Source organism: Desulforegula conservatrix Mb1Pa (assembly GCF_000426225.1).
Classification (GTDB): domain Bacteria; phylum Desulfobacterota; class Desulfobacteria; order Desulfobacterales; family Desulforegulaceae; genus Desulforegula; species Desulforegula conservatrix.
On sequence record NZ_AUEY01000064.1, the window covers coordinates 1 to 23556 of the forward strand.

Here is a 23556-nt window from a genome sequence, read left to right on the forward strand (position 1 = left end):
TGATTCCTTTTGCCATTCTTCTGCTCCTTTTTTTTGATGTTCTAATAAAGCAGATTTTCACTTAAATGGCTGTCCAATTTTTCCAGACCAGCTCTAAAATCATTTCTCAGAAACTGTTGAGCAGCTCATAATAAATTTCAGGGAAATAGTTCAGAATCATTTAGAGCTGATTTATATGAATACTTTACTTGGAGATGAAAATAAAAAGTTATCAGATTACTTAAACGAAATCAAAGTGTTAAGGGGATTGCTTCCTATTTGCACATATTGTAAAAAAATTCGTGATAATGAAGGGAAATGGCATTATATGGAAGTTTTTATAAGCAAGCATTCTGATGCTGAGTTTAGCCATGGTATTTGTGAAGACTGCATACAAAAGCTTTATCCTGATGTGTAGAAATATCTATCATTAAAACAATTTTTTATTTTATTGTTATGATAAGATCATAGCAAGTCATATTTCCGGCCCAGAGCAGAAATAGATAGACTTTGGTTCAGAAGAAAACAACCAGCAAGAAGTTATACTACCTGAATTTCTAAACTGAAAGCCGAATTTGCAGGTGATGTTTTTCAGGATTAAATTTTAAGGAAGCATGTAATTCACATTGGCCAGAGTGCTTCAGGGCCAAGCCCTCATCAGAAAACAGACGTCTCACGGCTGAAAAATATTGCTTTAAACCCTTGTTTGTGTTTAAAGCCCTATATTAATAATGATTATGAATAGGTAAATATTCTATATAAAAAACTCAAGGAGGCAAGGGCAGTGGCTACAGGAAAAATTAAATGGTACAGCGATTCTAAGGGGTTTGGCTTTATCGAGCAGGAAGGCGGCGGAGATATCTTTTTCAGTAAGGCTGCATACGGTGGTGATTCGGCAGCTTTGAAAGAAGGCCAGGTTGTTGATTTTGAAATTGTTGAAAAAGAGCAGGGCCCTGTTGCAAAAAATATAGCCTGTAAATAATCCTCTGTCGTCAATGTGCGACAAGCAGGTTTAGGATTTATTTGCTGATATTTTAAAGCCGCAATCCATTTAATTAATGGGGCGCGGCTTTTTTTATATCAGGCTTTTTATTTCCTGAGTCCGGAGATGAGCTTTTTCCAAAAAGCAAGCAGACTGAGGCTCTATCTATATGAACTGTGACGCCAATCGTTTTTCCGATTACCATCTGACTTTGGTTGACAGGGGGCACGCAGCCTTCCCGGAGGCTGTTATATTAAATAGTTTTTTCAGTACAACAAAATCAACACTTAAAGGGGAAATGGCCAAAACAAAAGTCATGAAATGAATCCGAGGCATTTTAAGTTGCCCCGAATTCATTTTCAGAATTCTAATCCTCTTCGCTTTTCAGAACAGCAAGAAACGCAGACTGCGGAAGCTCGATCTTGCCAACCATCTTCATTCTCTTTTTACCTTTTTTCTGCTTGTCGAGGAGCTTTCTCTTTCTTGAAATATCTCCACCATAGCATTTTGCTGTAACATCCTTTCTGAAAGCAGAGAGAGTCTCCCTTGCTATGATTTTGGCTCCTACTGCACCCTGGATTGCCACCTTGAACATCTGGCGTGGAATTTCATCTTTGAGTTTTGAGCAGGCAATCCTTGCCCTTTCTTCTGCTCTTGACTTGTGAACAAGCATTGAAAGAGCATCAACCCTTTCTCCGTTTATGAGGAAATCCAGCTTAACAACATCTGTTTCCCTGTAATCTATAATTTCATAATCAAAGGAACCATAGCCCTGGGAAACGCTCTTGAGCCTGTCATAAAAATCATAAACAACTTCTGCAAGAGGAAGCTCTATGGTTAGCTCGATTCGGCTGTTTGTAAGATACTGGTAATTGTTGTTCGTTCCCCTGCGTTCCATGCAGAGTTTCATGACAGGGCCCATATATCTGTCAGGCATTATTATGGAAGCCTTGATGAAAGGTTCCTTGGTCATCGTTATATTCGTAGGGTCAGGATAAAGGGCAGGGTTGTCAATGATTGCCGTAATCCCATCTGTCGTTGATACTTCATACTGAACAGAAGGAGCCGTCAGAATAAGTGACTGGTCAAATTCCCTTTCAAGGCGCTCCTGAACAACCTCAAGATGAAGAAGGCCAAGGAATCCGCATCTGAAACCGAATCCGAGGGCAGCTGATGAGTCTTTTTCATAAATTAGTGATGCGTCATTTAATTTAAGCTTTTCTATGGATGCGGCAAGCTCTTCGTAGTCGTCGGATGCAATCGGATATATGGATGAAAAGACAACTGGCTTGGCATCTTTGAACCCGTCCATTGGCTCGGCGCAAGGTCTGTCTTTAAGGGTTATTGTATCGCCGCATCTTGTGTCACTGACGGTTTTGATTCCTGCTACAATATAACCAACTTCGCCGGCCTTGATTTCCTTTTTAGGTACTTTTATAATCTGGAAAATCCCGACTTCCTCAACCCTGTAAGATGCCTTGTTGGACATGAACATGATCGTATCACCCGGCTTCAATCTGCCGTCCAGAATTCTTATATGAACAACCGTGCCTCTGTACGGGTCATAGTGGGAGTCGAAGATAAGGGCTTTTAAAGGCGCGTCAGGGTCTCCTTTCGGAGGCGGCAGATATTTTACCACGCTTTCCAGAACTTCTTCTATGCCAATACCCTCCTTTGCCGACGCAAGAACGGCAAGGTCGGCGTCAAGGCCGAGATCATCATTTATCTGGCTTTTTACCCATTCAATGTCAGCTGATGGTAAATCTATCTTGTTGATTACAGGAATGATCTCCAGGTCATGCTCCATTGCAAGATACATGTTTGCAAGGGTCTGAGCTTCTACTCCCTGGCTTGCATCAACCAGAAGCAGAGCACCTTCACATGATGCGAGGGCTCTTGATACTTCATATGTAAAGTCAACGTGGCCAGGAGTGTCGATCAGATTAAGAATGTATTCCTTGCCGTCTTTTGCTTTATATGGAAGACATACGGTCTGGCTTTTGATTGTAATTCCACGTTCTTTTTCAATGTCCATGGAATCGAGGATCTGGTCATGGAATTCCCTGTCTGAAATGATCCCGGCCTTTTGGATCAGGCGATCCGAAAGCGTTGACTTGCCGTGGTCTATGTGAGCTATGATACTGAAGTTGCGAATGTTTTCCATAATCCTCTTTTCCGGCGTTATTAGCGTATTACTACATTTTTTTGTGCTTAATTATAAAGACGTTATTCTGCGTCAGTCCTTTTTATCTAAAACCTGGTTGACATGCAAGAATATGCTAATATAAATGCAGATTTTGACTAAAAGGGCAGATTTAATTATCAGCACATATTTTAACTGTCAAGGATATGCCAATAGAATATGATTGGTCTGAAAAAATGTCTTCAACGCTTGACAAACCAAGGATGAAATCCCAATTTATGCCTGAATTTGTGTTTCTGAAAGAAGTCACAGACTCTCAAGTAGAGGATATTGTAAACCTGTACCTAACCGAAGAGTGGTGGTATCCTGGAAAGGATGCTCCTGAACTTGTCAGAAGAATTGTCCAGGGAAGCCATTGCTTTCTCGCAGTAATTGAGTCGGGCAAAATTATTGGCATGGGCAGGTCGATCAGTGATGGATACAGTGACGCATATATCCAGGATGTTACCGTGGCGGCTGAATATCGTGGCCGTAAAATAGGCTCTGAAATAATAAACGCCTTATATGAAAGGCTTCATGGGGATGGCATTCGTTGGGTAGGTTTGATAGCTGAAAAAAATTCAAGCAGATTTTATGAGAAGCTCGGATTTACCAAACTTGAAAATGATGTCCCCATGCTAAGGTTGGGATGAAAAATTTTAAAACAATTTCTATTGATGATTATAAGGCCTTAAAGCCTTTTTTTGAGAATCAGCCCTATGAACTATCAGTTTATAGTCTTGCTTCAATAATATGCTGGAATACTGCGGTCGCTTCTCCTTATTATAAAATTGAGGGCGATACGCTTCTTATGTCCCATCTGTTCGAAAAGGAAAAAGAACACGACCATCTTATGCTCCCCATGCGCAGGGATAAAATGGCTACTCCTTCAGAACTTGCTGGCTATGCTGAAAAATATGGCTACAGTTCTTACTGGTTTGTACCTGAAAACTATATTTCATTTTATGGAATGAATGCGATTTCCGAGTTTTTTGATGTTGAAGAGCAGTCTGAATACGAGGATTATATATATCTCAGCGAAGATCTTGCCTCTTTAAAAGGCAACAAGCTTATGAAAAAACGCAATCATTTCAATTATTTTCAGAAAAACTATATTAATACTGGTCTTGCTGTTATCCAGGACATGACACCAGACACTGTTGAAGATTGTCTGGATTATCTTGAAGAATGGTGCGTGGAAAGGGATTGCGGACAGAATCCTGAAAGCAGCATGCTGTGTGAAAAAAATGCCGCCAGCAATGCCATTCAGAATCTTGAGAAACTTGAAATGAAGGGACTTATATTAAGGCTTGAAGGAAAAATAAACGCCATAGCGGTTGCGTCAAGGATAAGCGACAGAATGGGCGCTCTTCATTTTGAGAAAGCGGTTCCAACAATTAAAGGCCTTTATCAGTATTTTGACAGCAAATGCGCTGAAATTCTTTTTTCAGGGCTTGAATATCTGAACAAGGAAAGCGATATGGGGCAGCCTGGACTGGAAAAGGCAAAAAAATCATACTATCCTGTGATGAGGGTAAAATCATTCAGGTTGGTTGTAAAAGGTCTATCTATCAGTTAATGTTGTCAATGTCGCAAAAATTCAGATTTTTGTCATTCCGGCGAATGCAGGAATCCAGAAGTAATTGAAAATACAAAGATGCCGGATCAAGTCCGGCATGACGCTGAAGCATTTTTTTGACTTTCTGAGCCTCTTTTCATATGAATGTTGAATAAAATTATTTTGATATTGCTGAAATAGCGGCTCGTATTGGAGCCGGATAACCTTCCACTGTTTTTTCAGGATCACCAGGATCAAGGAAGCTTTCGAGTGATTCTGACTCAATCCAGTCGGTTTTTCTCTGCTCATCAAGGTTTGTTTTTGAAACATCAAGTACGCGTAAATCTTTGAATCCAGATTTTAATAGCCAGTTAAGCAGGGTTTTTAAAGTTGGAATAAAAAAGACATTTCTCATCTTTGCGTATCTCGATTCAGGGCAGAGAACCATATCCGTGTCTCCAGGGATGATTATGGTTTCAAGAACCAGTTCACCGCCTTTTCTGAGTATTTGGTTTATTCTCTCAAGAAGTTCAAAAGGTGATTTGCGGTGATAAAGTATTCCCATGCAGAACACTGTGTCGAAAAGGTGTTCGCATCCTGTAAGTGCTTCGAAACCGGCTGGGATATAGTGGGCTTTTTCTGAACGTATATATTTCTGCAAACTTAAGAACTGGAAATAAAAATTTGGATATGGGTCGATTCCTATTACATACTCAGGATTATGCGGAAGCATTTTGAACATGTAATATCCGTTGCTGCATCCTATGTCGAGTATCCTGCGTCCTTCAAGAGGCGACAGCAGATTTTCGATTCTGCCCCACTTCATGTCGGATCGCCATTCCGTGTCTATGTGAATGCCGAATACATTGAAAGGACCTTTCCTCCAGGGATTAAGACGAAAAAGAAGCTCTGAAACTCTTTCTCTCTCCTGATCACTTATGTCTTCATGTGTGCCTATACTGACTATCCCATTAATCAGATTCAAATCAGACGGCGCTATTTCAGGCAGATCAAGGAAAATATTCCTGCATGTTTCTGGAACGCCCGGCATTAAAGCGGTCTGTTCCATTTTTTCATTAATTAGATCAGCTATGATGCGTGGCAGTTTATCATTGGCCGCAACTACAAGTTTTTCAGACAGAATTTGTTGTTCCATTTTATTTTACGCAGATGAAAGAGCAGAAATTAAACCATTTGTGCCATATTGCGATATTTTTGAATCCTGCAGCTTCAAATCTTGCCATATGCTGTTCAAGCGTATCCGGCACAAGCACGTTTTCAAGGGCTTCTCTTTTTTGGCTTATCTCAAGTTCAGAGTAACCATTTTCTTTTTTGAACCTGTAGTAGAACACTTGCTCCAGATCATCAAGAAATTCGTCTTTATGATGAATTTTTTCTGTGATCAGAAATATTCCCCCGGGAATAAGAGCCTCGTGGATTCTTTTAATAAAATCTGATCTGTCAGCCACAGGAAGGAACTGAAGAGTCAGATTCATTACCACTGCGGAGGCGTTTTTTAAATCGCTATCCCTGATGTCCGAGCATTCCACTGATATCTTTTCAGATAGGCCCGATTTGCTGAGCCTGTCTCTGTATTTGATGACCATGGGTTCTGAATTGTCTATGGCTTTTATTCGAAAATCCCTTTGTCCCATTTCAGAAGCCAGTGCAATGCCAAAATTACCGTGTGAGCATCCGAGGTCAAAAATCACCGTATTATTCATATAAAAGTGAGCGGCAAGCTGGGCCTGGCGTCTGACAATTTCACCGTAAAAAGGCACAGATCTGTTGATCATATCATCAAAAACATTCACCACATTTTCATCAAACTCAAAAGGAGCAATTTGATCAAGGGGTGAAAAATATATTTTGTCCGTTTTTTTTTCTTTCATATGAAACCAGTTATAATTTTTATGAAAAATTTAATGAAGTAAGATAATTATATTTTAAGATAAAAGCTTGCAGAAAACCAAACAAGTCTTATCCACGCCATCAAAGCCAGACTATATATCATCATCAAAAATGAAAATGCAATCAAAGTCATTATTTGATTAAGTCGTAATAAGTTAGATCCCCGTCATTCCGGCGCAGACCGGAATCCAGAAGTGTCTGAAAATACGAAGATGCCGGATCAAGTCCGGCATGACGTAGACGCCTTTTTTTAGCTTTGCGACTCCAACATTATTTGATTGCAAATGCAATTCCTCATAGCCGGGATTACTAAAAAAACAAGTGTTTGTTTATGTGAATTATGACCGATGCAAAAAATGTCAATATTATGATGTCCACAAGCATTTTTTGACTCAATTGAACCCGTATTAAGGCGGTATTATCTCATTTTACTGGAATGAAAATTGCAGAAAAATGCAAAAAAGGTTCACGAAATATAATATTCAAACCAGAAGAGGTGAATATGGAATCCAGTGCTTATTTTTTAAAAAACAAGAATGGATTTACTCTGATAGAAGTAATGGTGGTTGTTGCAATTATTGGAAGTCTCGCTGCCATTGCCATTGTAAATATGATAAACTATAGAAATAAAACTTATTGCCCTTTGGCTGAAAATGACGCCCAAAATGCAAAAGCTGCACTATCTGCTTATTTTTCAATCCCAGCCCACACTACCCTCCCTTCATCAACAGACCTTAAGGTCGCCTTTAACAATGGGGCTCCAAACGTGATAATAAGTGGCGATCCGGACACATCAATCACAATTGACGTAACAGACAGCACAAACAGATGCCCGCGGGGAGATGTTTTTACAATTCATATGGGCGGCGGTTCCGGCGTTGTTGGATGGCATTGATCAATAATCTCCATACCCCAGCTTTCCCATATCCGCTTTTGGAATGAATTTCATTGAGGCTGAGTTTATGCAGTACCTTAACCCTTTAGGCTTTGGGCCGTCATTGAATACATGACCAAGGTGTGAATCCGCTTTCCTGCTTCTTACTTCGGTTCTGGTCATGAATATAGATTTGTCAGTTTTTTCTATAATATTATTCGGATTAACTGCTTTGGTGAAGCTTGGCCAACCAGTTCCGGAATCAAATTTATCTGCGGAACTGAAAAGAGGTTCTCCTGAAACAATATCAACATAAAGGCCCTCCTCTTTGTTGTTCCAAAATTCATTTTCAAAAGGTTTTTCCGTTCCGTTTTCACGGATTACGTGGAACTGAAGGGGAGTCAGTATTTTTTTCAGTTCTTCATCACTTGGCCTGATGAAGGCGCCGTTCGTGCTTGAAGAAGAAGCCCCAGGCTCCTTTTTCCATATTTTTTCAAGAAACTGATCCCTGCCAGAATTGAACCTGTAGAATTTGTACCTTACTGGGTTATTCTTGTAATAATCCTGATGATATTCTTCTGCCTTGTAGAATACTGTCGCTGGAATGATTTCAGTTTTTATGGGTTTTTTAAACCTTCCTGATTTATTTAAAGCTTCTTTAGAAGCCTCGGCCTGTTTCTTTTGATCTTCAGAATGATAATAAATAGAGCTTCTGTATTGCGAGCCTCTGTCAACGAACTGGCCGTTTTCGTCCGTAGGATCTATCTGCCTCCAGAAAACATCAAGAAGCTTGTCGTAGGATATTTTCTTAGGATCAAAAACAATCTGGACAGCTTCAACATGGCCGGAAGATCCCGAAGATACTTCATGATATGTCGGGTTTTCCTTTGTACCGCCCGTGTATCCGGAAACAACCTCTTTTATTCCTTCCAATTCTTCAAAAGGTTTTTCCATACACCAGAAACAACCGCCTGCAAAAGTAGCTATTTCTGAATTATCTTCTGCTTTTGAACTATATGGTGAGATAATAAGTGATATAAAAAAAAATGAGAATAATATTAAAATACTGCTTGTAGACATGATCGTCTCCTTATAATATTTACTCCGGCCGCTGATTCTTACTGAAATAGTTTTTTACATAATAAAGTTAGAATATTAGAAATATTTTGAATGCTATTTCAGAAATAATATAATTCATTGTCACTGCCGGATTTATTTTCCCTATATTTATTTTTTGGGGTTAAGCCTATAAAGTCAAGGTCGCAAAAAGACCAATTTCAGTCATTCCTGCCTACACAGGAATGACGCAAACCTGATTTTTTTTCGACTTTGGTAATAAAGACCATAAGCATTTATTTTTTGTTTGAAAGAGCCGGGTGGCAATGTCGTTGATCTACTATTTCTGTATGGTGCGTGCCGTCTGATTTAAACGATTCTATGAAAACGCTACGCACCCCACGTTTTGACTTGTTTCACCTGTCATTCCAATCTGAAACCGATGTATGAATAAGTAGAGGCTTCTCCAAGGGCGCCTTCCCACGGAGAATTGTATGGGTAGGATGGTACTGGTATATTGTTGTGTGCCACATTTTTAACGAGTAATTCAATGTAAATTCGATCCGCCACTCTGATTTTACCCTTGCAGCTAACACTGAAACGGTCATTATTAAATATTTCCCTGGCCTGATACCATTCTTCAGAAGGTTTGGAAACGCTGCTGCCATATTCAAACGCAAGGGAAGTCATTATCATTTTTTCCATCCAGTAACGATATATCCTGCCTTTAATCATATGAGCAGGGTAGCAGTACCATTCATCAAGATCTTCATCTGCTGTGTTGATGGACACCGGGTTGCTGGAAATATCGAGCGGTCTGCTGTACGAATAGGATAACTGGGCTTTTGTAATCTGACCATCCGCCCAGTCAATGGCTATTTCCCCACCGGTTGCCCCAAAATCATCTCTCTGGTTGCCCCTTGTACTTCCAAGATCTGAGAGCAGCGAATCTTTGTAAATATTGTAAAAAGCGTTGCAGGTTATTTTCAGGCCTGTGCCTGGAAGCTCCTGAATGAGATTGGTTTCAAAGCTTTTTATTGATTCTGGTTTTAAGTTGCCGGTGTAAATTTCAGTTACAGGAGGAAAGTGAAAACCTTCCTGGTATCCTGCCTTTATTACGGTGGTTTGTGTCAAATTATATGAAGTGGCAATTCTTGGAGAAAAAAGATCTGAATCTTCAATTATTTCATTCAGAAAATCAGATGCCTCGTCCGTATCGTATTTGATGCTGTCATACCTTATTCCTGCTGTCAGGTTCCAGTTTTTTGAAATTGAAAAAATATCTTCAGTAAAAAGTGAGTATACAACCCAGTCAGCATCGTCTCCAATTGGAGAAGATGAAGGTCTTGACCTCAGGTAATATCTGTTGCTTCTGTGATGATCGTATTCAATCTTGAAGCCGGCAGCCAGCTGGTTGTCTTGAATTCTTGTGCTTTTAAGTACGCAGTTTGTTTCAATCCTCAAATCAGAGTTTCCTCTTTCTTTTTGGATTTTGTAATTTGATATATAGCCTGAATCAAAAAACTCCAGAGGAATGTCTATTTCAAGTGATTCCAATGTTCCCAAGCTGATATCAACTTTAGGCCTTATTGCTGCTGTTTCGTGGTAGAGCTGGGGAGATTTCTGGTCATTTGTAAAATAGCTGTTTGACGAATAGAGTTCCTTCTGAAGAAGTCCTGTAAACTGAAATTGGCCATGATTCCAGTTAAGGCTTGTCCTGTAATTAGGCCATGCTATTTCACGTACGTTATAATCATTGCTGAGCCCCTGACCATGATTTTCGTAGCTGTATTGTCCATATCCAAGATCGTCATTTGCAGATGACCCATCAGCTCCTGCCATTCCAGCGTAAATATAAAAATTTTTATCAGAACCATATTCAAGACCATGCCCTGTTTCAATTTTGATCATTCTGTCATCAAAACCGTAGCTGACATTTGCATAATTACCTGGATTCGTAGAACCTGATTTAGGTACCAGATTAACAAATCCGTTTAACGCGCCATTCCCATGAATGACAGCTGACGGGCCGCTGCTGACTTCTATTTGGTGGATATCTCCAAGCAAAGGCAATTTAAGACCTGAATTGACTCCAAGGCTGCCACCTGAATTAAGGTTCATCCCATCCCACATGAACTGGCTGCTTGAATTATCAAACATCGGAGCTCCCCTTGAAGCGTAAAGGGAGCCATATATGCTATGAGAGCTTACGTTTACTGCAGGAATGGTCAGCTGTAGAAGTTCGGCGATGCTCTGGGAAGGCGTTGTTCTTATATCATGCTCATTAAGTATCCATATTGATCCTGGCGCCTTGTCTGATGATATATCAAAAAAGCCAACGGATTTTATGGGGAGATTCATCAATTCTTCAATGCTCATTTCCGACAAATCACTATTTGTTTCAGCATGGGAAATGTCTGTACGAATCTGGGGAATTACAAGCGTGGAAATGAATAAGAAAACAAGAATCCTTGAATAGGGTAAATCAATGCCAAATTTTTTATTCATTAAAACCCCACAAAACCTGTTCTCCTGATTAACCTGTCTTGTCAAATTTAAGGAGTTATTGATGATATCAGGCATATTTAACACAAGTTAGATGAGTTTTTTCAAACTGCCCCGTTATCAAAGTATGGATGAGTCTGGTTCAGATGATGGGGGAACTCAGTTCAGACTTGTTTTGTTGAATATCATCTGATTAATATCGTTTTATAAATCAGATATCCATGGCTTTTTTGTGAATTAACTTCAGTAGAAGTGGCGCTAATTCCATAATCTTTCATGAATATTTTTCCGAGGGATATTGATTAAAACCAAAGTTGTGTTTTTATAATGCATATTTCTTTTTTTGAAAATCCCTATTTTAATGGGTGGACATCAAACTTACACTTTCCCAAACAGGATATGGAATAAAAAAGCAGTAAATACAGGTGTTAGGCACAGATAAGCTGTGCTTGATTTTAGGATAGTCGTACCTACCATTCAGCGTATTATGATGCGATTTTTATCAATCGCTATTTTCAGAGTTTTTATTTTGAAATCAATATTGGTATGACAAATATGAGTACGGTCATTTTGATGGTTTTAGCAACATTTTTGATCTTGATACGTGCTTTCAAAGATGATACGTAACAATATTATTGATGCGTATCGGTTTTGTTTATATGTGTCCTGTAACTTGAAACGTGGCTGGTTTATATGGCAAAAAAAATAACTTTAAGTGTTCCCGAATCCCTTTACCAGAAAATATCTGACTGGAGATCTTCGTTCAACCTTTCCCAAATGTTTCAGGATATGGTTACTGAAGCTATTCAGAAAAAAGAGGAACTCCAGAAAAGAATTTCTGAGGACACAAGTCTGTCTGAAATAATCAAGCGTCTTAAAAAAGAAAAGCAGGAAGCCATCTCAAGGATGATTGACAAGGGTATGAATGAGGGCATGAAATGGGCTAAAATGGCCCATTATGATGAGCTTTACTATGCTATTTCCTGGGAACCTGAAAATGACCAGGATCCACTTCAAAACAAGATGCTCGGTTCTTATTTTTCAGAGTATTTTAAAACCGAGAATATCTCCGCTTTTATTGAGACTTCAGGAAAAGCCGCAAGGCATAATCTAAACTCCTTTATTTCCGGCTGGAAAATGGGAGTTTCAGGTTTCTGGAATTCGGTCAAGGACAAAATCTGAAAACACAATCCGAAAATTCCTGTTAATTCTTTTCAAATATTAATTTAAGTGCAGACCGCCTTAAATGGCTTGTCTGCCTTATTTTTTTATTTTCTTGTAATGTTTTTATTGAAGATATTTATTTTATTTAGTCGATAAAAGGACATCACATGCTGGAAAACTTCTACAATTCCAAATACTTTGAATCCATTCAGATTCCCGAATTCATGAAGAAAATTGGGGTATTTATTTATCAACCGTATAAGTGGCTTTTTTATATACCGTTTCTTTTTATTTCAACCATTGTTCTTGGTGTGCCAGGATGCTTCATCGGCTGGTTTATAAGTCCAAAACTTGCCAGCCGAATATCAGCTGTAACATGGGCAAAAGTGAACGCTTGGGCCACTCCCATGTTTGTCAGAATCACTGGCAGAGAAAATATCGATCGGAAACAGTCCTATGTCATTGTGTGTAATCATCAGAGTCATTATGATATTTTTATTCTTTACGGATGGCTTGGGATTGATTTCAAATGGGTTATGAAAAAGGAACTCAGAAAAGTTCCTGTTCTTGGAGATGTATGCGATGCCATGGGGCATATATATATCGATAGAACTAACAGCGCCAATGCAATAGAAGAGATTAACAGAGCCAAAGAAAGGATTGTTAACGGAACTTCGGTTCTTTTTTTTCCCGAAGGGACGAGAAGTCTTACAGGTGAAATGGGCCAGTTTAAAAAAGGTGCTTTCAAGATGGCCATTGATCTTGGTCTCCCCGTGCTTCCAATAACCATAAAAGGAACAAGGGATATCCTTCCTGCAAAAACCATGAATCTTCTTCCAGGCTTGGCCCAGATGATAATACATGAGCCGATTGAAATCTGTTCATATTCTGAAGCCAATATTGATATCCTCATGGATAAGGCCAGAAACATCATTGAAGGCGCTATGGAATAAAGTCTGTTTGCATCTTCAATTCAGGCCCTTTCATTAAATAATGATGGACTCGCAAAAAATACGATTCCCGTCATTCCGACGCAGGCCGGAATGCAGAAGCGGCTGAAATTACAAAGATACCTGATCAGGTCCAGCATGACGCTAAAGCCATTTTTAACTTTTTGCGAGTCTATTAAAATTATGCCACTTATTACTTTCCTGGCGGCTTGCTCTTTTAGATCATCCCTGCTATGTGGTGAAAAGTTCATGGTTTTTTGTTCAAATCATTCATGGGAAACCTCAGATGAAATTTAATAGTGTTGAAGAAGTTCAGGTGCGACTCGGAGATGTCAACTATATTCCGTCAAGGGAAATAGCCACGGTGGTTTTTCTTGCTGATTCGACCCAGAAGCCTGTCCTGATAGAAGGGCCTGCTGGAGTTGGGAAAACAGAACTCGCCAAGGCAATAGCAAAGAGCCAGGGGCGTGAGTTGATAAGAATGCAGTGCTATGAAGGTCTTGACGAAGCCAAGGCTCTTTATGAATGGGAATACGCAAAACAGCTCCTTTACACACAGATGGTCAAGGAAAAAATCAATACGGTTATTCAGGATTCAACTTCCCTTGCAGAGGCAGTTGACAAGATAGCCGAGCAGGAGGACGCTTTTTTCTCTGACAGGTTCATTCAGCCAAGGCCTCTTTTAAAAGCCATTATGTCTGAAAAGCCTGTTGTCTTATTAATCGACGAGGTTGATAAATCAGATCCTGAGTTCGAAGCATTCCTTCTTGAGCTTTTGAGTGATTTTCAGGTAACAATTCCAGAAATTGGTACAAGAAAAGCTAAGTCCATTCCTTTCGTGATACTTACATCAAACAATTACAGGGATATGAGTGACGCTCTCAAAAGGCGCTGTATTCATCTGTATATTAACTATCCGTCACACCAGCGTGAAAAGGAAATTGTCAAGCTCAAGCTGCCAGGAATAGATGATATTCTTCTTGAAAGCCTGATTCAGACCATAGGAAAAATCAGAAACCTTGACCTGAAAAAGAGACCTTGTATTTCAGAAACCCTTGACTGGGCAAAGTCTCTGCTTGTTTTGAACATTGACAGGATAACTCCGGAAGTCCTTTCTGATACCCTGAATATGATAGTCAAGTATAAGTCCGACACAGAGCTTGTTAAAAAGAATCTGACCAAAATTGTGGGCTGATTGCTTTTCAGTGTTGTTTTATAAGGAGGCCAATCCTTTGGCTGGCCTCCGACTCAATCAAAAATTTAATAACTCAGCATCCGCTGATGAACTTCAGCTGTATGCCGGCGCGCCAGAGGCTGATCTATGCTTGACCCAATTCTGAATTTTGTTACTTCGTGCAGGGCTTCCGATTTAAAAATTTCCACTTCCGAAGTGCTTGACTGCATGAGGCATCTTACCCTAATAGACCCCCTTGATGAGCCCCAGTTCAAAACAACGCTCATGACGAACTTCGTCAAGACGAGGCGAGACATGGCCAGATTTGACGAGCTTTACAATCTTTTTTTTCATGAAATAAGACCTGAAGAAAAAAAAGGAACAGGTGAGCTTGTACGCAGAGATATAAAGGACGCCGTTGAAAGAATGAAAAAAGAGGCCGGCGAATCTGATCTCATGAACGCTCTCATGGAGTTTCTTGGGGGGAATCCAGCGCCTCTTCTTGAACAGATGCATGAATTATATACAAGGGAAGAGGAAAAGCCCAAGGCATTCAAAATCAAGAATAATATGGGGCAGCTTGCAAGCCGCTTAGAGATCATGCTAACGCTCAGCAAGATGAAAAGCAAGGTCATGACCATCACCGGAGAAATGTACACCGACGCAGAATCAGTGACAAAGGCCGAAGTAGATGCTTATTTCAACAGGATGCTTGACCGGGCAAACGATATGCTCACAGGAGATCCAAAGCCCCTGAATGATTCACTTATCCAGACAAACAGCGTTGAAAAACGTCTTAACGAGCTTGGAGAAGTTTCTTTCTCGTCCCTGACCCCTGAAGACATTGATCATATGAGATCAATTATTGATCAGCTTGTCAGAAAGCTTAAGGACGTGGCAAGCAGAAGATATTCAGCAAAAAACAGGGGAGTCCTCGATGTCAAGAAGACGCTCAGGAATTCCGCAAAATTTCAGGGCGTTCCGATAGAAATAAAATACAAGAACAAAGCGCTTCGCAAGGGCAGAATCATAACCCTGTGTGATATTTCAAGCTCTGTTTGGGCTGCTTCAAGGTTTATGCTCAATATCCTCTATGCACTTCAGGATTGCTTCAGCAAGGTCAGGAGTTTTATATTTATATCTAAACTTGCCGAGGTTACCGAATTTTTTGAAAAATTTGAAATTAATGAAGCTATCCAGAAAACTCTTACCGAAGCTGATATAGAATATAACGTCCCAACAGACTATGGCGAGACTTTCAGAGATTTCAAAAAAGATTATCTGCATGATCTGAATACTAAGACCACCGTTATTATAATCGGGGATGGGCGCAGCAATTATATGAACCCCCAGGCCGAAATCCTCGGGGAAATGCGTGACAAATGCAGACGAATAATCTGGCTCAATCCTGAGCCGATGCATGTATGGCACACAGGAGACAGCGAAATGTTCACATACAAGTCCTACTGCCATGAGGTCAGGCCATGCCAGAATCTGAATCAGCTCATGGATTTCGTACACGAGCTCGTGCTATAGAATCATTTTTTGTAACTATTCAGTTAGCTTTTTAAAGGGATAGCTTTATTCTTGGAAAACCCTTTTTGTTAAAAGTGTTTTCCAAACCTTTCTCAAAAACTTTTTTATGATATTTTTAAGAAAGTTATGCACAACTGATTCAGGCAACAAATCCAAAACCTGAGGGTTTTTGCCAAGCTTTTTTTCAAAAAAGCGTCCTTTTAAAAGGTTGGATTTCATATTTGGTGAATAGATACAATTTTTTAAATATTTTTCTGATCAGGAATATTCCATGCAACAGTCCGTTAATGAAAAAATCAGAATTTTATCTGAAAAATATATATGTCCTGTAGCTGAAAATCTTGGCTTTGATGATGATTTTCCTTGGGGAATATGGAAAGCCCTTGGAGAATCAGGTGTTCTTGGCCTTGGTGTTTCCAAGGATTTCGGAGGTTTTGCGTCCTCATCAAGGGAAATCAGCTCCGCATTGTACGAGCTTGTTCTATCAGGAGGGAATCTTGGTCTGGGGCTCTCTGCAATGATCCATATATTGGTCTCAGGATATATTATTTCCAGATATGCTGATGATTCGATCAAGAAAAAAATTTTACCATTATTGGCATCAGGAACCTCTACTTGCTCTTTCGCCGTTTCAGAACCTGGAAGGGGAGGGCACCCCAAATTCATTGAAACAAGGGCTGAAAAAAAAATTTCGGATACAGGCGATGTTTTTTATTACATAACAGGTGAGAAAACTTACCTGACAAACGGGCCTGTGGCCGATTATTTTGTTGTTATTGCTGTTACTGATGAGCCGTCAGTTAAAGTTGACGGCAGGAAAAATTTTTCAGCATTTCTTGTTGCTTCGGACAAGGACGGAGTTGAAAAGACTCCGCAACTGAAAGTGCCCTTTTTCAAGCCTTCGCCTCACGGAGGAATCAGGTTAACTTGCTATAAATCAGGCATATATGACATCTTCGGCATTCCTGGAAAGGCATACGATGATATTGTCCTTCCATTCAGGGATATTGAGAACTGTCTGATGTCCGGGCCTGTTTCAGGGGCCATGAAGAGAGTCGTGCTGGAATCATTAAAAATTGCCGCATCAGTTGCCAGGCTCTCAAAAGATGCCATGATTATTCTTGGCCGAATGGATGCTGTTGCTGATCTTGCCAGAGATATGGCTTTTAAAATGGCGGATGCTTTTGATCTGGATATGCCAAAAATAGATCAGCAAAAATATTATTTCCAGTTCAGGGAAATCTGCCTTGTTTTCAATAACCTTATTAATTCTTGGTCCGAATACATTGAGTCTGAATCCGTTTTGATGGATAATCACATGATTTTTGTAATTCTTAAAAATGATCTTCTGAAATCCGCAGGTCTTGGAGATTTCATACTTAAAGCGAATCTGGCAAAGGCCGGAGCAGGAATGATTGGTTCCGTATCATAGCCTCTAACATATAATTCATCATATGGTTAATATCATGAATAAAGTATTTGCAGACCTATCCAAAAACAGGCTTTACATAATACTTGGGACAGTAAGCTCTGAAGATGAAACTAGATTCCTCGTTAACAGGGTTTTAAACGAAGTAAAAAAGCTACGTCATGGTTTTACATGTATCACAGACCTTAGAGAGTTTAGCCTTTCAAATGGGATTAATGATGATTTTATGCAGGATTGCCAGGAAATTCTCTGGGAGGGCGGGATCAGAAAAGCCATAAGAATAACAGGTGTGCCTGATACCGGTTTCTGTTTTGACTTTGAGAAAAAGAGCAAGGTTTGGCCTGCATACCAGACTGACCAAGTCTTCAGCATGGAAGAGGCCGAGTCCAGCCTTGACAGCTTGTCCTATGGGAGAAAGTAGGGTGGATACGCCTGAAATCAATCCTGCTGTGTTTCGTAAAGCCTATTCCGCAGCTATTTCAAAGCTCTCGATAAGAGATCATTCACGTTCTGAAATTAAAAAAGCACTTGCCTTAAAAGGTTTTGAGGAATCCATATCTGATCAGGTGATCAAAAAACTTGAAAATGACGGATACCTTAAAGAAAACGAATTTGCTGAAAGATTTGCAAAATCCCAACTTGAAAAAGGTTATGGCAGATTCAGGATCAAACTGAAAATGAATGCAAAAGGTCTTGACGAAGAGGCTTTGGAAAATGCCCTTGAATCATCTTGCCCTCGTGAAAAAGAATACGAATCAGCCCTCTCCGTAGCATCAAAAAAGCTTAAAACCCTTATTGAAGACGAAGATCCCGGGAAAAAACGGGCCAGACTTTCAAGGTTTCTTGTGTCACGAGGTTTTGATTATGATCTGACCCGGGAGGTTGTAAATAAGGTATTGGTTTTGGATTATTATTGCGGAGAATGAGTCTGCAGATTAATTTGTTCCCCGCAAATTTATCACTCCGTTGCTCAAAGTCAGCCCTCGTATTTTAATTTTGACAAAGTCGCAAAAAGTCCTATTCTCGTCATTCCGGCTCAGGCCTGAATCCATAAATGCCTGGAAATAATTGATTCATGACTTGATACGGTTGCTCGCTTTTTGAAAAGAGCTCCGCAAAAACTTTCAGGTAAGTAAACAGTGCATACACAACTTTAGGCATTTGCGTCTTATAATAATAAAAGTATAAGTTTTTTGGGGGAACACAGCCACTCTGAAATACCAATAATGATCCTTTGGGATTGATGTGTAATAAGTCTTTCAGAAGAAATTAAAGGGACGCTGTTTAGCTCTTGCCTCCTGCCTGGAACTGTGACTATTTATATTAAAAGCTTGATCGTTAGATGATTTTTTTTAAATGTTTTTAGAGGTTTACTGTGGCAGACAATCTCGTACTTCAGGAAACACTGGCTGATGCCCTGGCTCGTAGTGGTAACAGTAAGGGCGCTATTAAAATATATGTTTTTTTGATAAAAAAATATGTGGGGCAGGGGGATTTTTTCAAAGCTGAAAATCTTCGTGACAAAATAGTTGAGACAGATGGTATGGCTGTATCTGAAATAGTATATACAGCTGAAGTTATAGATAAGGCTAAAAGCATGTCCATAACTCCGGAGATCAGAAACGTATGGTCAAAATTAAATGAACATTTTTCAGACTCAGAGGTGGACGTTCTCTATTATTCTATGTATGAAAAAAAATATGATGCTTATGAGTATATATACAGACAGGGTGACAAAAATGACGCCCTTTTTTTTATCAGTAGCGGCTTAGTAAATTCATCTTTTAAAAGAAATAGCGAAGATTTTCTTCTACAGTCATTTGGGCCTGGTTCCATAGCTGGGCATGATTCATTCTTTTTTATTTCTCTTTGCACATCTTCATTAGTCACCGCTGCCCCAACAAAGATTAATATCCTGACCAATGATGCAGTTTCAAAGATGAAGGAGAATCATGCAGGTATATTACCTAAGCTTAAAAGCTATTGCATGGGTTTGAAAAAGCCAAGCATGATGTTGAATTATATGGTGCTGGCAAGACGGGAACACATTCGTTTCAGGGCTAAAGGCAAGGTTCTTTTTTCTGTTATTACGTCGGAAGGTAAGCGTATTAGTAATGAATTGAGAGGAGAGCTTTCAGATATTTCGCTTGGAGGGCTTTCATTTTATATACGGGCAGCCAATGAGGACCAGGCAAGAACTCTTCTTGATAGAAGACTCATGATGCGTTTTGGAATTCCAACCGATAATGGTGAAGGCAATGCTGAGAAAACAGGACGAATAAGAGGAGTGATAGCCAGAATGTTTCATGACTATTCACTTCATATTAAATTTGATGAGATGCTTGATAATGATTTTGAAATTTTTATTAAAAGATATGACGATCAAATCCAACATGAAGAGCTCGGTGTCGAGCTTTCCGGTGAAACCTCTGCAATCCGAAAATAAGGAGTATGTAATCTTTCCACCAGTATGATAAGCTGCTCAGAAAATAAATAGTGTCCTTTTCAAAAAGCGATCTTCCTTAACTTTGACAAGGTCGCAATCATTAACTTTCAGCAAAAACTCAGTAAAAACTATTTTTTTTCCTCAAGCTGAAGGACAGTGATGAAATGATTTAGCTGTGAGCCTTCCGAAACACCGATGTCAGTGAATCTCAATCCTATTTTGCAGCAAGCCTCCCTTGCACAGAAATTTTTCCTCATGATTTTGAATTCTGCTTTTACTATGTGCGGATCATCGGTGTTTTTTGATGGATCATAAAATTTAAAAGAAATTTGTCCGTTGTCATTACTTTCCGCAAGATTTTTGATTATTCGGTAAAGAGGAGCATCATCAAAAAAATTTAGCCCGACTCCTGTTAATGAGAGATCTACTATTGAAAAATCCTGGCCAGATATGAAAAAATGATCATGAAGATCTAATTCAGCTTCTATATATTTTGAAAAAGCAGAGCATTCGCATCTGTAAAACTGTCGGTCGCATCTCAGACCTATCGGCTCAACCGGAAGCGTAAATCTGGCTAAAAGTGCCTCTCCTGTTTCGTGATTCGAGACCGGGTAATTTGTGATTTTTCTATTAGCAACTATGTTAATACCTTTTCTGCTTTTTCGGCCTTCATGATCAGGACACTGTACGGCAATATCTATGCTGTCAAATTTAAGGCCATATTCTGATTCAGGGTTCACGTATGATATGACAATTGACTGGGCTGTAAGATCGCATTCGTATATTACGGCATTTCTGATAACAGGAGAGATGGATTCCTTATTATAGATTACCTCAACATTAGCACCTGGAGAAAAAGGGAAGTCATTGTAGCATTCTTGAGATTTTGATTCGGTGCTTGTCTCTGAATCAGGATGCACAAATATTGCAAGTCTTGCCTCTGGTATTCCTGTGTGATCCCACAAATTTTCTGAAGAAGACGCCTTTACAGAAACAATATACTTTCCAGGTCTATTAAAGGTGAACTCACATTTTCCTATGCTGAGCGCTTCATACTCGGTCATAAGATTCCAGGACTCCTGATTGCCCATTCCGCCTGTATAATCCATGCAATAAGCGAATCTGTAAAAAGGCCTTTTACCTTTGTGGCTGTAAGCACTTGCTGAGAAACTGACCGATTTGTTTTCCAGGGGAATTCCATTTAAGGCAAATGAGGTTATGTCTATATCGTTTTCAATTGGTTCCCCGGGTGGTGTCTGGCCATCTTTGAGCTGATATATATTTTTATGAATCCAATCCTTAAGAATATCACTGGCTGTTGTGTCAGAATCGATCTTGGGTAAGATCTCCTGATATTCTTCTGAATCTATGAGTCTGAAACTGATCGGGATATTCAATTCCAGATATGCTTTGTCAAGAATCTTAAGAATGTCTCTTGGGCCTATTCTTAATATCAGGCTGGGACGTTTTATACTCAACAGCTTTATGGCGCTTTTGGTTATTGATATGGCATTATCATAGGATGCCGGCTTGAAACGTCTTGCATCTATAAGGAGAATGAATCCTTTCTCTAGATTCCTGACCGTAGAATTTAACTCCTGGACTGCCCTGGCTCCCTGGTCTTCTGTGATGATTCCTTTAATGCTGAAGTAAAGGATATTTTCCTGATCTATTCTTTTTATAATATACATCTGAAATCCTGAAAAAAAGCTGACTCATCCCCTAATGATCTGGATGAGATATTGTTCATTACTGGGGCGCAGAGCACCAAGAAAAATGCCTGGTTAGGAATGCCCGTTAAAATATCAGAATAAACAGGGGCTGCAATAAAAAACATAGTTATTTATATGAACAAGCTGGAAAAGGGAGACTTCCCATGCTGCTGAATTAAGCATTTTTTTGAAAATCCTTGATATTCTTTCCATGGAAAACTACATTTGAATGCAGAAAAGGATACGTACAAATAGCTATTTGATATTCAAAACTACACGCCTCGAGTCTTACCTCAAGAACATTGATGGGGAGGGGATATAATAGAGCTATATATGAATAATTTCAGATACTACCACATCTTGCTCTCTTCCTTTTACTTTGACTGTTTTACTATTGCCAAAAACAAGATCAGTTTCTATTCCAGATTCTTTCCGCGACAGATTCACAGCCTGTATGGATTCATGGCTTGCGACAATGACCCAGCCAAGTGTCTTTGAAAGTCCTTCGAGTCTTGAGGCCGTATTAACTACATCTCCCATGGCTGTATATTCCATTCTCTTTGGTGATCCAATATTTCCAACAAGAGCTTTTCCTGTGTGGATTCCGACCCCGATTCTGAATTCAGGTAGATTTTTTTCAGGGAATCTTTTTTTCAGCCACTTATCAAATTCAAAGGCGATTTCCTTCAGTCTGACAGATGCTTTAATTGCTCTTTCCGCATGATCAAGATGTGCAGCCGGAGCTCCGAAAACTGCCATGATTGCATCTCCTATGAATTTGTCTATTGTCCCGCCATTTTCCAGTATAGGCTCACATGCCATTCCCAAATATTTGTTGATCATTTCCACAACTTCTCTGGGGCTAAGACTTTCAGAAATAGTTGTAAAATTGCGTATATCTGAAAAAAGTACGGTTATTTCTGCCACCTCGCCGCCAAGATCAGGGAAAGTATCTGATGAGGCAAGTCTTTCCACGATCTCGTTAGAAACATATCTGCCAAAAATTTTTCTAAGCTTTTCACGCTTTTTTTCTTCTCCTGTGTACTTCATGGCAAGAGAAGCCAGATAGGACATGGCTGTGCCATATTCCATACCTGCAACAGGCATATTGATATCATAAAGAAAAAGATAATAGGACAAACAGGCTGATAAAAGGCAAATAATCAAAGCCGTAAAAAGAGAGATTATTGGCCTTAATTTAAGAAATAGAATGGTTGAAAATATGATTATCATAAGCTGGGAAACAATTCTTATCCCGTCATTAACCGGTTCCGGGAATTTGCCTCTTATGACCGTTTCAACAGTATTTGCGTGAATCTCAGGGCCTGTCATGGCATTCGGAGCTATTCCAGGGAAACTTCTTGAATAAGGGGTCTGGTGGATGTCCTGGGTTCCAGTATTTTCTTCTGCAATTATTATTATTTTATCCTTAATTATTGATAATGCAGGATTTGCGGACGAGCTTTCAGATATTAGATCTATGAAGGAAATTCTTGGGACAGTTCCTGGCGGACCTATGAAGCCTATGGGAATTGATTTGGATTTATTCGGTATTTTTTTGTTTGGTGACAGCCACTCAGATTTAGAGGGGTTAATATTTGCTGATTTTGCGGCTAAGAGGGCAGGAAATGATATTGTGGGATCAGAGTTTATTCCGTAATTTGGAATAAAACTTCTAATTACGCCGTCTTCGTCCTGATTAAGGTTGCCTATGCCAATGTCGGCGCGCATCCTAGGCATTACCGCCCAGTAGTCGAATGGCGGCATAAGTCTTTCATTTTCTCCCTTATCATTTGTGGCTATTATGGAAGAAAAGAGCTGGTCTGGAAAAATTGGACAGCCATTTAAGTGAAAATCTGCTTTATTAGAACATCAAAAAAAAGGAGCAGAAGAATGGCAAAAGGAATCAGAAGAAATCACGGACCAGCATTCAAGGCTAAAGTGGCGTTAGCGGCTTTGAAGGGAGACAAAACCCTCTCGGAATTATCCGATCAGTTTGGTGTGCATTCCAATCAGATATCAGCCTGGAAGAAAGAGCTTGAACAGAATGCCTCAGAACTGTTTGATCGTGGAAAAAGGAATGATGAAACAGGATTGG

The 23556-nt window shown here is 39.6% G+C and carries 21 protein-coding genes; 14 read left to right on the forward strand and 7 right to left on the reverse strand.

The features are described from left to right. Window positions 1-175 precede the first annotated feature (175 nt). Entirely contained in the window at window positions 176-397 is a 222-nt protein-coding gene (locus tag K245_RS0116780) for a hypothetical protein (protein ID WP_027360165.1), read from the forward strand. Between the two features lie 366 nt (window positions 398-763). Then, window positions 764-961, forward strand: a complete 198-nt coding sequence (locus K245_RS0116785) for a cold-shock protein (protein ID WP_027360166.1) — start codon at window positions 764-766, stop codon at window positions 959-961. 367 nt (window positions 962-1328) lie between these two features. On the opposite strand, the gene lepA is transcribed toward K245_RS0116785, so the two are convergent. Then, on the reverse strand, window positions 1329-3125 hold the full coding sequence (gene lepA / locus K245_RS0116800) for a translation elongation factor 4 (protein WP_027360167.1): 1797 nt from the start codon (window positions 3123-3125) through the stop codon (window positions 1329-1331). Between the two features lie 257 nt (window positions 3126-3382). On the opposite strand from lepA, the gene K245_RS0116805 reads away from it, so the two are divergent. Both K245_RS0116805 and K245_RS0116810 read left to right on the forward strand, forming a co-directional pair. Further along, on the forward strand, window positions 3383-3796 hold the full coding sequence (locus K245_RS0116805; protein WP_027360168.1) for a GNAT family N-acetyltransferase: 414 nt from the start codon (window positions 3383-3385) through the stop codon (window positions 3794-3796). After that, window positions 3793-4722, forward strand: coding sequence for a DUF2156 domain-containing protein (locus K245_RS0116810; RefSeq protein ID WP_027360169.1), 930 nt, complete (start codon window positions 3793-3795; stop codon window positions 4720-4722). Before K245_RS0116805 ends, K245_RS0116810 begins: the two co-directional genes overlap by 4 nt. A gap of 157 nt (window positions 4723-4879) precedes the next feature. Here the strand turns inward: K245_RS0116810 and cmoB are convergent, their stop codons facing one another. Together cmoB and cmoA are read right to left on the reverse strand one after the other, a co-directional pair. Continuing rightward, a complete protein-coding gene (gene cmoB / locus K245_RS25020) occupies window positions 4880-5857 on the reverse strand; it encodes a tRNA 5-methoxyuridine(34)/uridine 5-oxyacetic acid(34) synthase CmoB (RefSeq protein ID WP_035277457.1) in 978 nt (325 codons plus the stop codon). Window position 5858: 1 nt separating this feature from the next. Next, window positions 5859-6593 carry a carboxy-S-adenosyl-L-methionine synthase CmoA gene (gene cmoA, locus K245_RS0116820; protein WP_027360170.1) on the reverse strand — a complete coding sequence of 245 codons (735 nt, stop codon included), beginning with the start codon at window positions 6591-6593 and terminating at the stop codon, window positions 5859-5861. Window positions 6594-7114: 521 nt separating this feature from the next. Here cmoA and K245_RS28490 point away from each other — a divergent pair. Next, the gene (locus K245_RS28490) at window positions 7115-7507 is read left to right on the forward strand and encodes a type IV pilin protein (RefSeq protein WP_084156384.1); all 393 of its coding nucleotides are present in this window, start codon (window positions 7115-7117) and stop codon (window positions 7505-7507) included. On the opposite strand, the gene msrA is transcribed toward K245_RS28490, so the two are convergent. After that, a complete protein-coding gene (gene msrA / locus K245_RS0116830; RefSeq protein WP_027360171.1) occupies window positions 7508-8566 on the reverse strand; it encodes a peptide-methionine (S)-S-oxide reductase MsrA in 1059 nt (352 codons plus the stop codon). A gap of 399 nt (window positions 8567-8965) precedes the next feature. Beyond that, window positions 8966-11050 carry a TonB-dependent receptor gene (locus K245_RS0116835; protein ID WP_027360172.1) on the reverse strand — a complete coding sequence of 695 codons (2085 nt, stop codon included), beginning with the start codon at window positions 11048-11050 and terminating at the stop codon, window positions 8966-8968. Between the two features lie 690 nt (window positions 11051-11740). Here K245_RS0116835 and K245_RS0116840 point away from each other — a divergent pair. The 8 genes from K245_RS0116840 to K245_RS0116885 all read left to right on the forward strand — a co-directional run bounded on the left by K245_RS0116840 (window position 11741) and on the right by K245_RS0116885 (window position 19746). Further along, complete coding sequence (locus K245_RS0116840; RefSeq protein ID WP_027360173.1) at window positions 11741-12229, forward strand: hypothetical protein; 489 nt, start codon at window positions 11741-11743, stop codon at window positions 12227-12229. Between the two features lie 149 nt (window positions 12230-12378). Continuing rightward, window positions 12379-13164, forward strand: a complete 786-nt coding sequence (locus K245_RS0116845) for a lysophospholipid acyltransferase family protein (protein ID WP_232223845.1) — start codon at window positions 12379-12381, stop codon at window positions 13162-13164. A gap of 283 nt (window positions 13165-13447) precedes the next feature. Then, complete coding sequence (locus K245_RS0116850; protein WP_027360175.1) at window positions 13448-14356, forward strand: AAA family ATPase; 909 nt, start codon at window positions 13448-13450, stop codon at window positions 14354-14356. A 126-nt stretch (window positions 14357-14482) separates the two neighbouring features. After that, a complete protein-coding gene (locus K245_RS0116855) occupies window positions 14483-15871 on the forward strand; it encodes a vWA domain-containing protein (RefSeq protein WP_027360176.1) in 1389 nt (462 codons plus the stop codon). Window positions 15872-16142: 271 nt separating this feature from the next. After that, window positions 16143-17303: an acyl-CoA dehydrogenase family protein gene (locus K245_RS0116865; protein WP_027360177.1), complete on the forward strand. Its 1161-nt coding sequence runs from the start codon at window positions 16143-16145 to the stop codon at window positions 17301-17303. A 34-nt stretch (window positions 17304-17337) separates the two neighbouring features. Further along, window positions 17338-17721, forward strand: coding sequence for a hypothetical protein (locus K245_RS0116870; protein WP_027360178.1), 384 nt, complete (start codon window positions 17338-17340; stop codon window positions 17719-17721). Then, window positions 17708-18226 carry a regulatory protein RecX gene (locus K245_RS0116875; protein WP_027360179.1) on the forward strand — a complete coding sequence of 173 codons (519 nt, stop codon included), beginning with the start codon at window positions 17708-17710 and terminating at the stop codon, window positions 18224-18226. Before K245_RS0116870 ends, K245_RS0116875 begins: the two co-directional genes overlap by 14 nt. 449 nt (window positions 18227-18675) lie before the next feature. After that, on the forward strand, window positions 18676-19746 hold the full coding sequence (locus tag K245_RS0116885; RefSeq protein ID WP_027360181.1) for a cyclic nucleotide-binding domain-containing protein: 1071 nt from the start codon (window positions 18676-18678) through the stop codon (window positions 19744-19746). Window positions 19747-19874: 128 nt separating this feature from the next. On the opposite strand, the gene K245_RS0116890 is transcribed toward K245_RS0116885, so the two are convergent. Together K245_RS0116890 and K245_RS0116900 are read right to left on the reverse strand one after the other, a co-directional pair. Further along, on the reverse strand, window positions 19875-21437 hold the full coding sequence (locus K245_RS0116890) for a PilZ domain-containing protein (protein ID WP_027360182.1): 1563 nt from the start codon (window positions 21435-21437) through the stop codon (window positions 19875-19877). A gap of 348 nt (window positions 21438-21785) precedes the next feature. Further along, window positions 21786-23189, reverse strand: a complete 1404-nt coding sequence (locus tag K245_RS0116900) for an adenylate/guanylate cyclase domain-containing protein (RefSeq protein ID WP_156906831.1) — start codon at window positions 23187-23189, stop codon at window positions 21786-21788. Between the two features lie 162 nt (window positions 23190-23351). Between K245_RS0116900 and K245_RS0116905 the strand changes: the two genes are divergently transcribed. Beyond that, window positions 23352-23556 (forward strand): helix-turn-helix domain-containing protein (locus K245_RS0116905; protein WP_027359204.1); only part of this gene is annotated, 205 nt, incomplete at its 3' end.

What these genes read in the sequence shown, in the direction of transcription:
- K245_RS0116835 (WP_027360172.1), bottom strand. Translation starts at nt 11,050, where the DNA reads ATGAATAAAAAATTTGGCATTGATTTACCCTATTCAAGGATTCTTGTT.
- cmoA (WP_027360170.1), bottom strand. Translation starts at nt 6,593, where the DNA reads ATGAAAGAAAAAAAAACGGACAAAATATATTTTTCACCCCTTGATCAA.
- K245_RS0116900 (WP_156906831.1), bottom strand. Translation starts at nt 23,189, where the DNA reads ATGCGCGCCGACATTGGCATAGGCAACCTTAATCAGGACGAAGACGGC.
- K245_RS0116865 (WP_027360177.1), top strand. Translation starts at nt 16,143, where the DNA reads ATGCAACAGTCCGTTAATGAAAAAATCAGAATTTTATCTGAAAAATAT.
- msrA (WP_027360171.1), bottom strand. Translation starts at nt 8,566, where the DNA reads ATGTCTACAAGCAGTATTTTAATATTATTCTCATTTTTTTTTATATCA.
- K245_RS0116890 (WP_027360182.1), bottom strand. Translation starts at nt 21,437, where the DNA reads ATGTATATTATAAAAAGAATAGATCAGGAAAATATCCTTTACTTCAGC.
- K245_RS0116805 (WP_027360168.1), top strand. Translation starts at nt 3,383, where the DNA reads ATGCCTGAATTTGTGTTTCTGAAAGAAGTCACAGACTCTCAAGTAGAG.
- K245_RS0116840 (WP_027360173.1), top strand. Translation starts at nt 11,741, where the DNA reads ATGGCAAAAAAAATAACTTTAAGTGTTCCCGAATCCCTTTACCAGAAA.
- K245_RS0116850 (WP_027360175.1), top strand. Translation starts at nt 13,448, where the DNA reads ATGAAATTTAATAGTGTTGAAGAAGTTCAGGTGCGACTCGGAGATGTC.
- cmoB (WP_035277457.1), bottom strand. Translation starts at nt 5,857, where the DNA reads ATGGAACAACAAATTCTGTCTGAAAAACTTGTAGTTGCGGCCAATGAT.
- K245_RS0116780 (WP_027360165.1), top strand. Translation starts at nt 176, where the DNA reads ATGAATACTTTACTTGGAGATGAAAATAAAAAGTTATCAGATTACTTA.
- K245_RS0116810 (WP_027360169.1), top strand. Translation starts at nt 3,793, where the DNA reads ATGAAAAATTTTAAAACAATTTCTATTGATGATTATAAGGCCTTAAAG.
- K245_RS28490 (WP_084156384.1), top strand. Translation starts at nt 7,115, where the DNA reads ATGGAATCCAGTGCTTATTTTTTAAAAAACAAGAATGGATTTACTCTG.
- lepA (WP_027360167.1), bottom strand. Translation starts at nt 3,125, where the DNA reads ATGGAAAACATTCGCAACTTCAGTATCATAGCTCACATAGACCACGGC.
- K245_RS0116855 (WP_027360176.1), top strand. Translation starts at nt 14,483, where the DNA reads ATGCTTGACCCAATTCTGAATTTTGTTACTTCGTGCAGGGCTTCCGAT.
- K245_RS0116870 (WP_027360178.1), top strand. Translation starts at nt 17,338, where the DNA reads ATGAATAAAGTATTTGCAGACCTATCCAAAAACAGGCTTTACATAATA.
- K245_RS0116875 (WP_027360179.1), top strand. Translation starts at nt 17,708, where the DNA reads ATGGGAGAAAGTAGGGTGGATACGCCTGAAATCAATCCTGCTGTGTTT.
- K245_RS0116845 (WP_232223845.1), top strand. Translation starts at nt 12,379, where the DNA reads ATGCTGGAAAACTTCTACAATTCCAAATACTTTGAATCCATTCAGATT.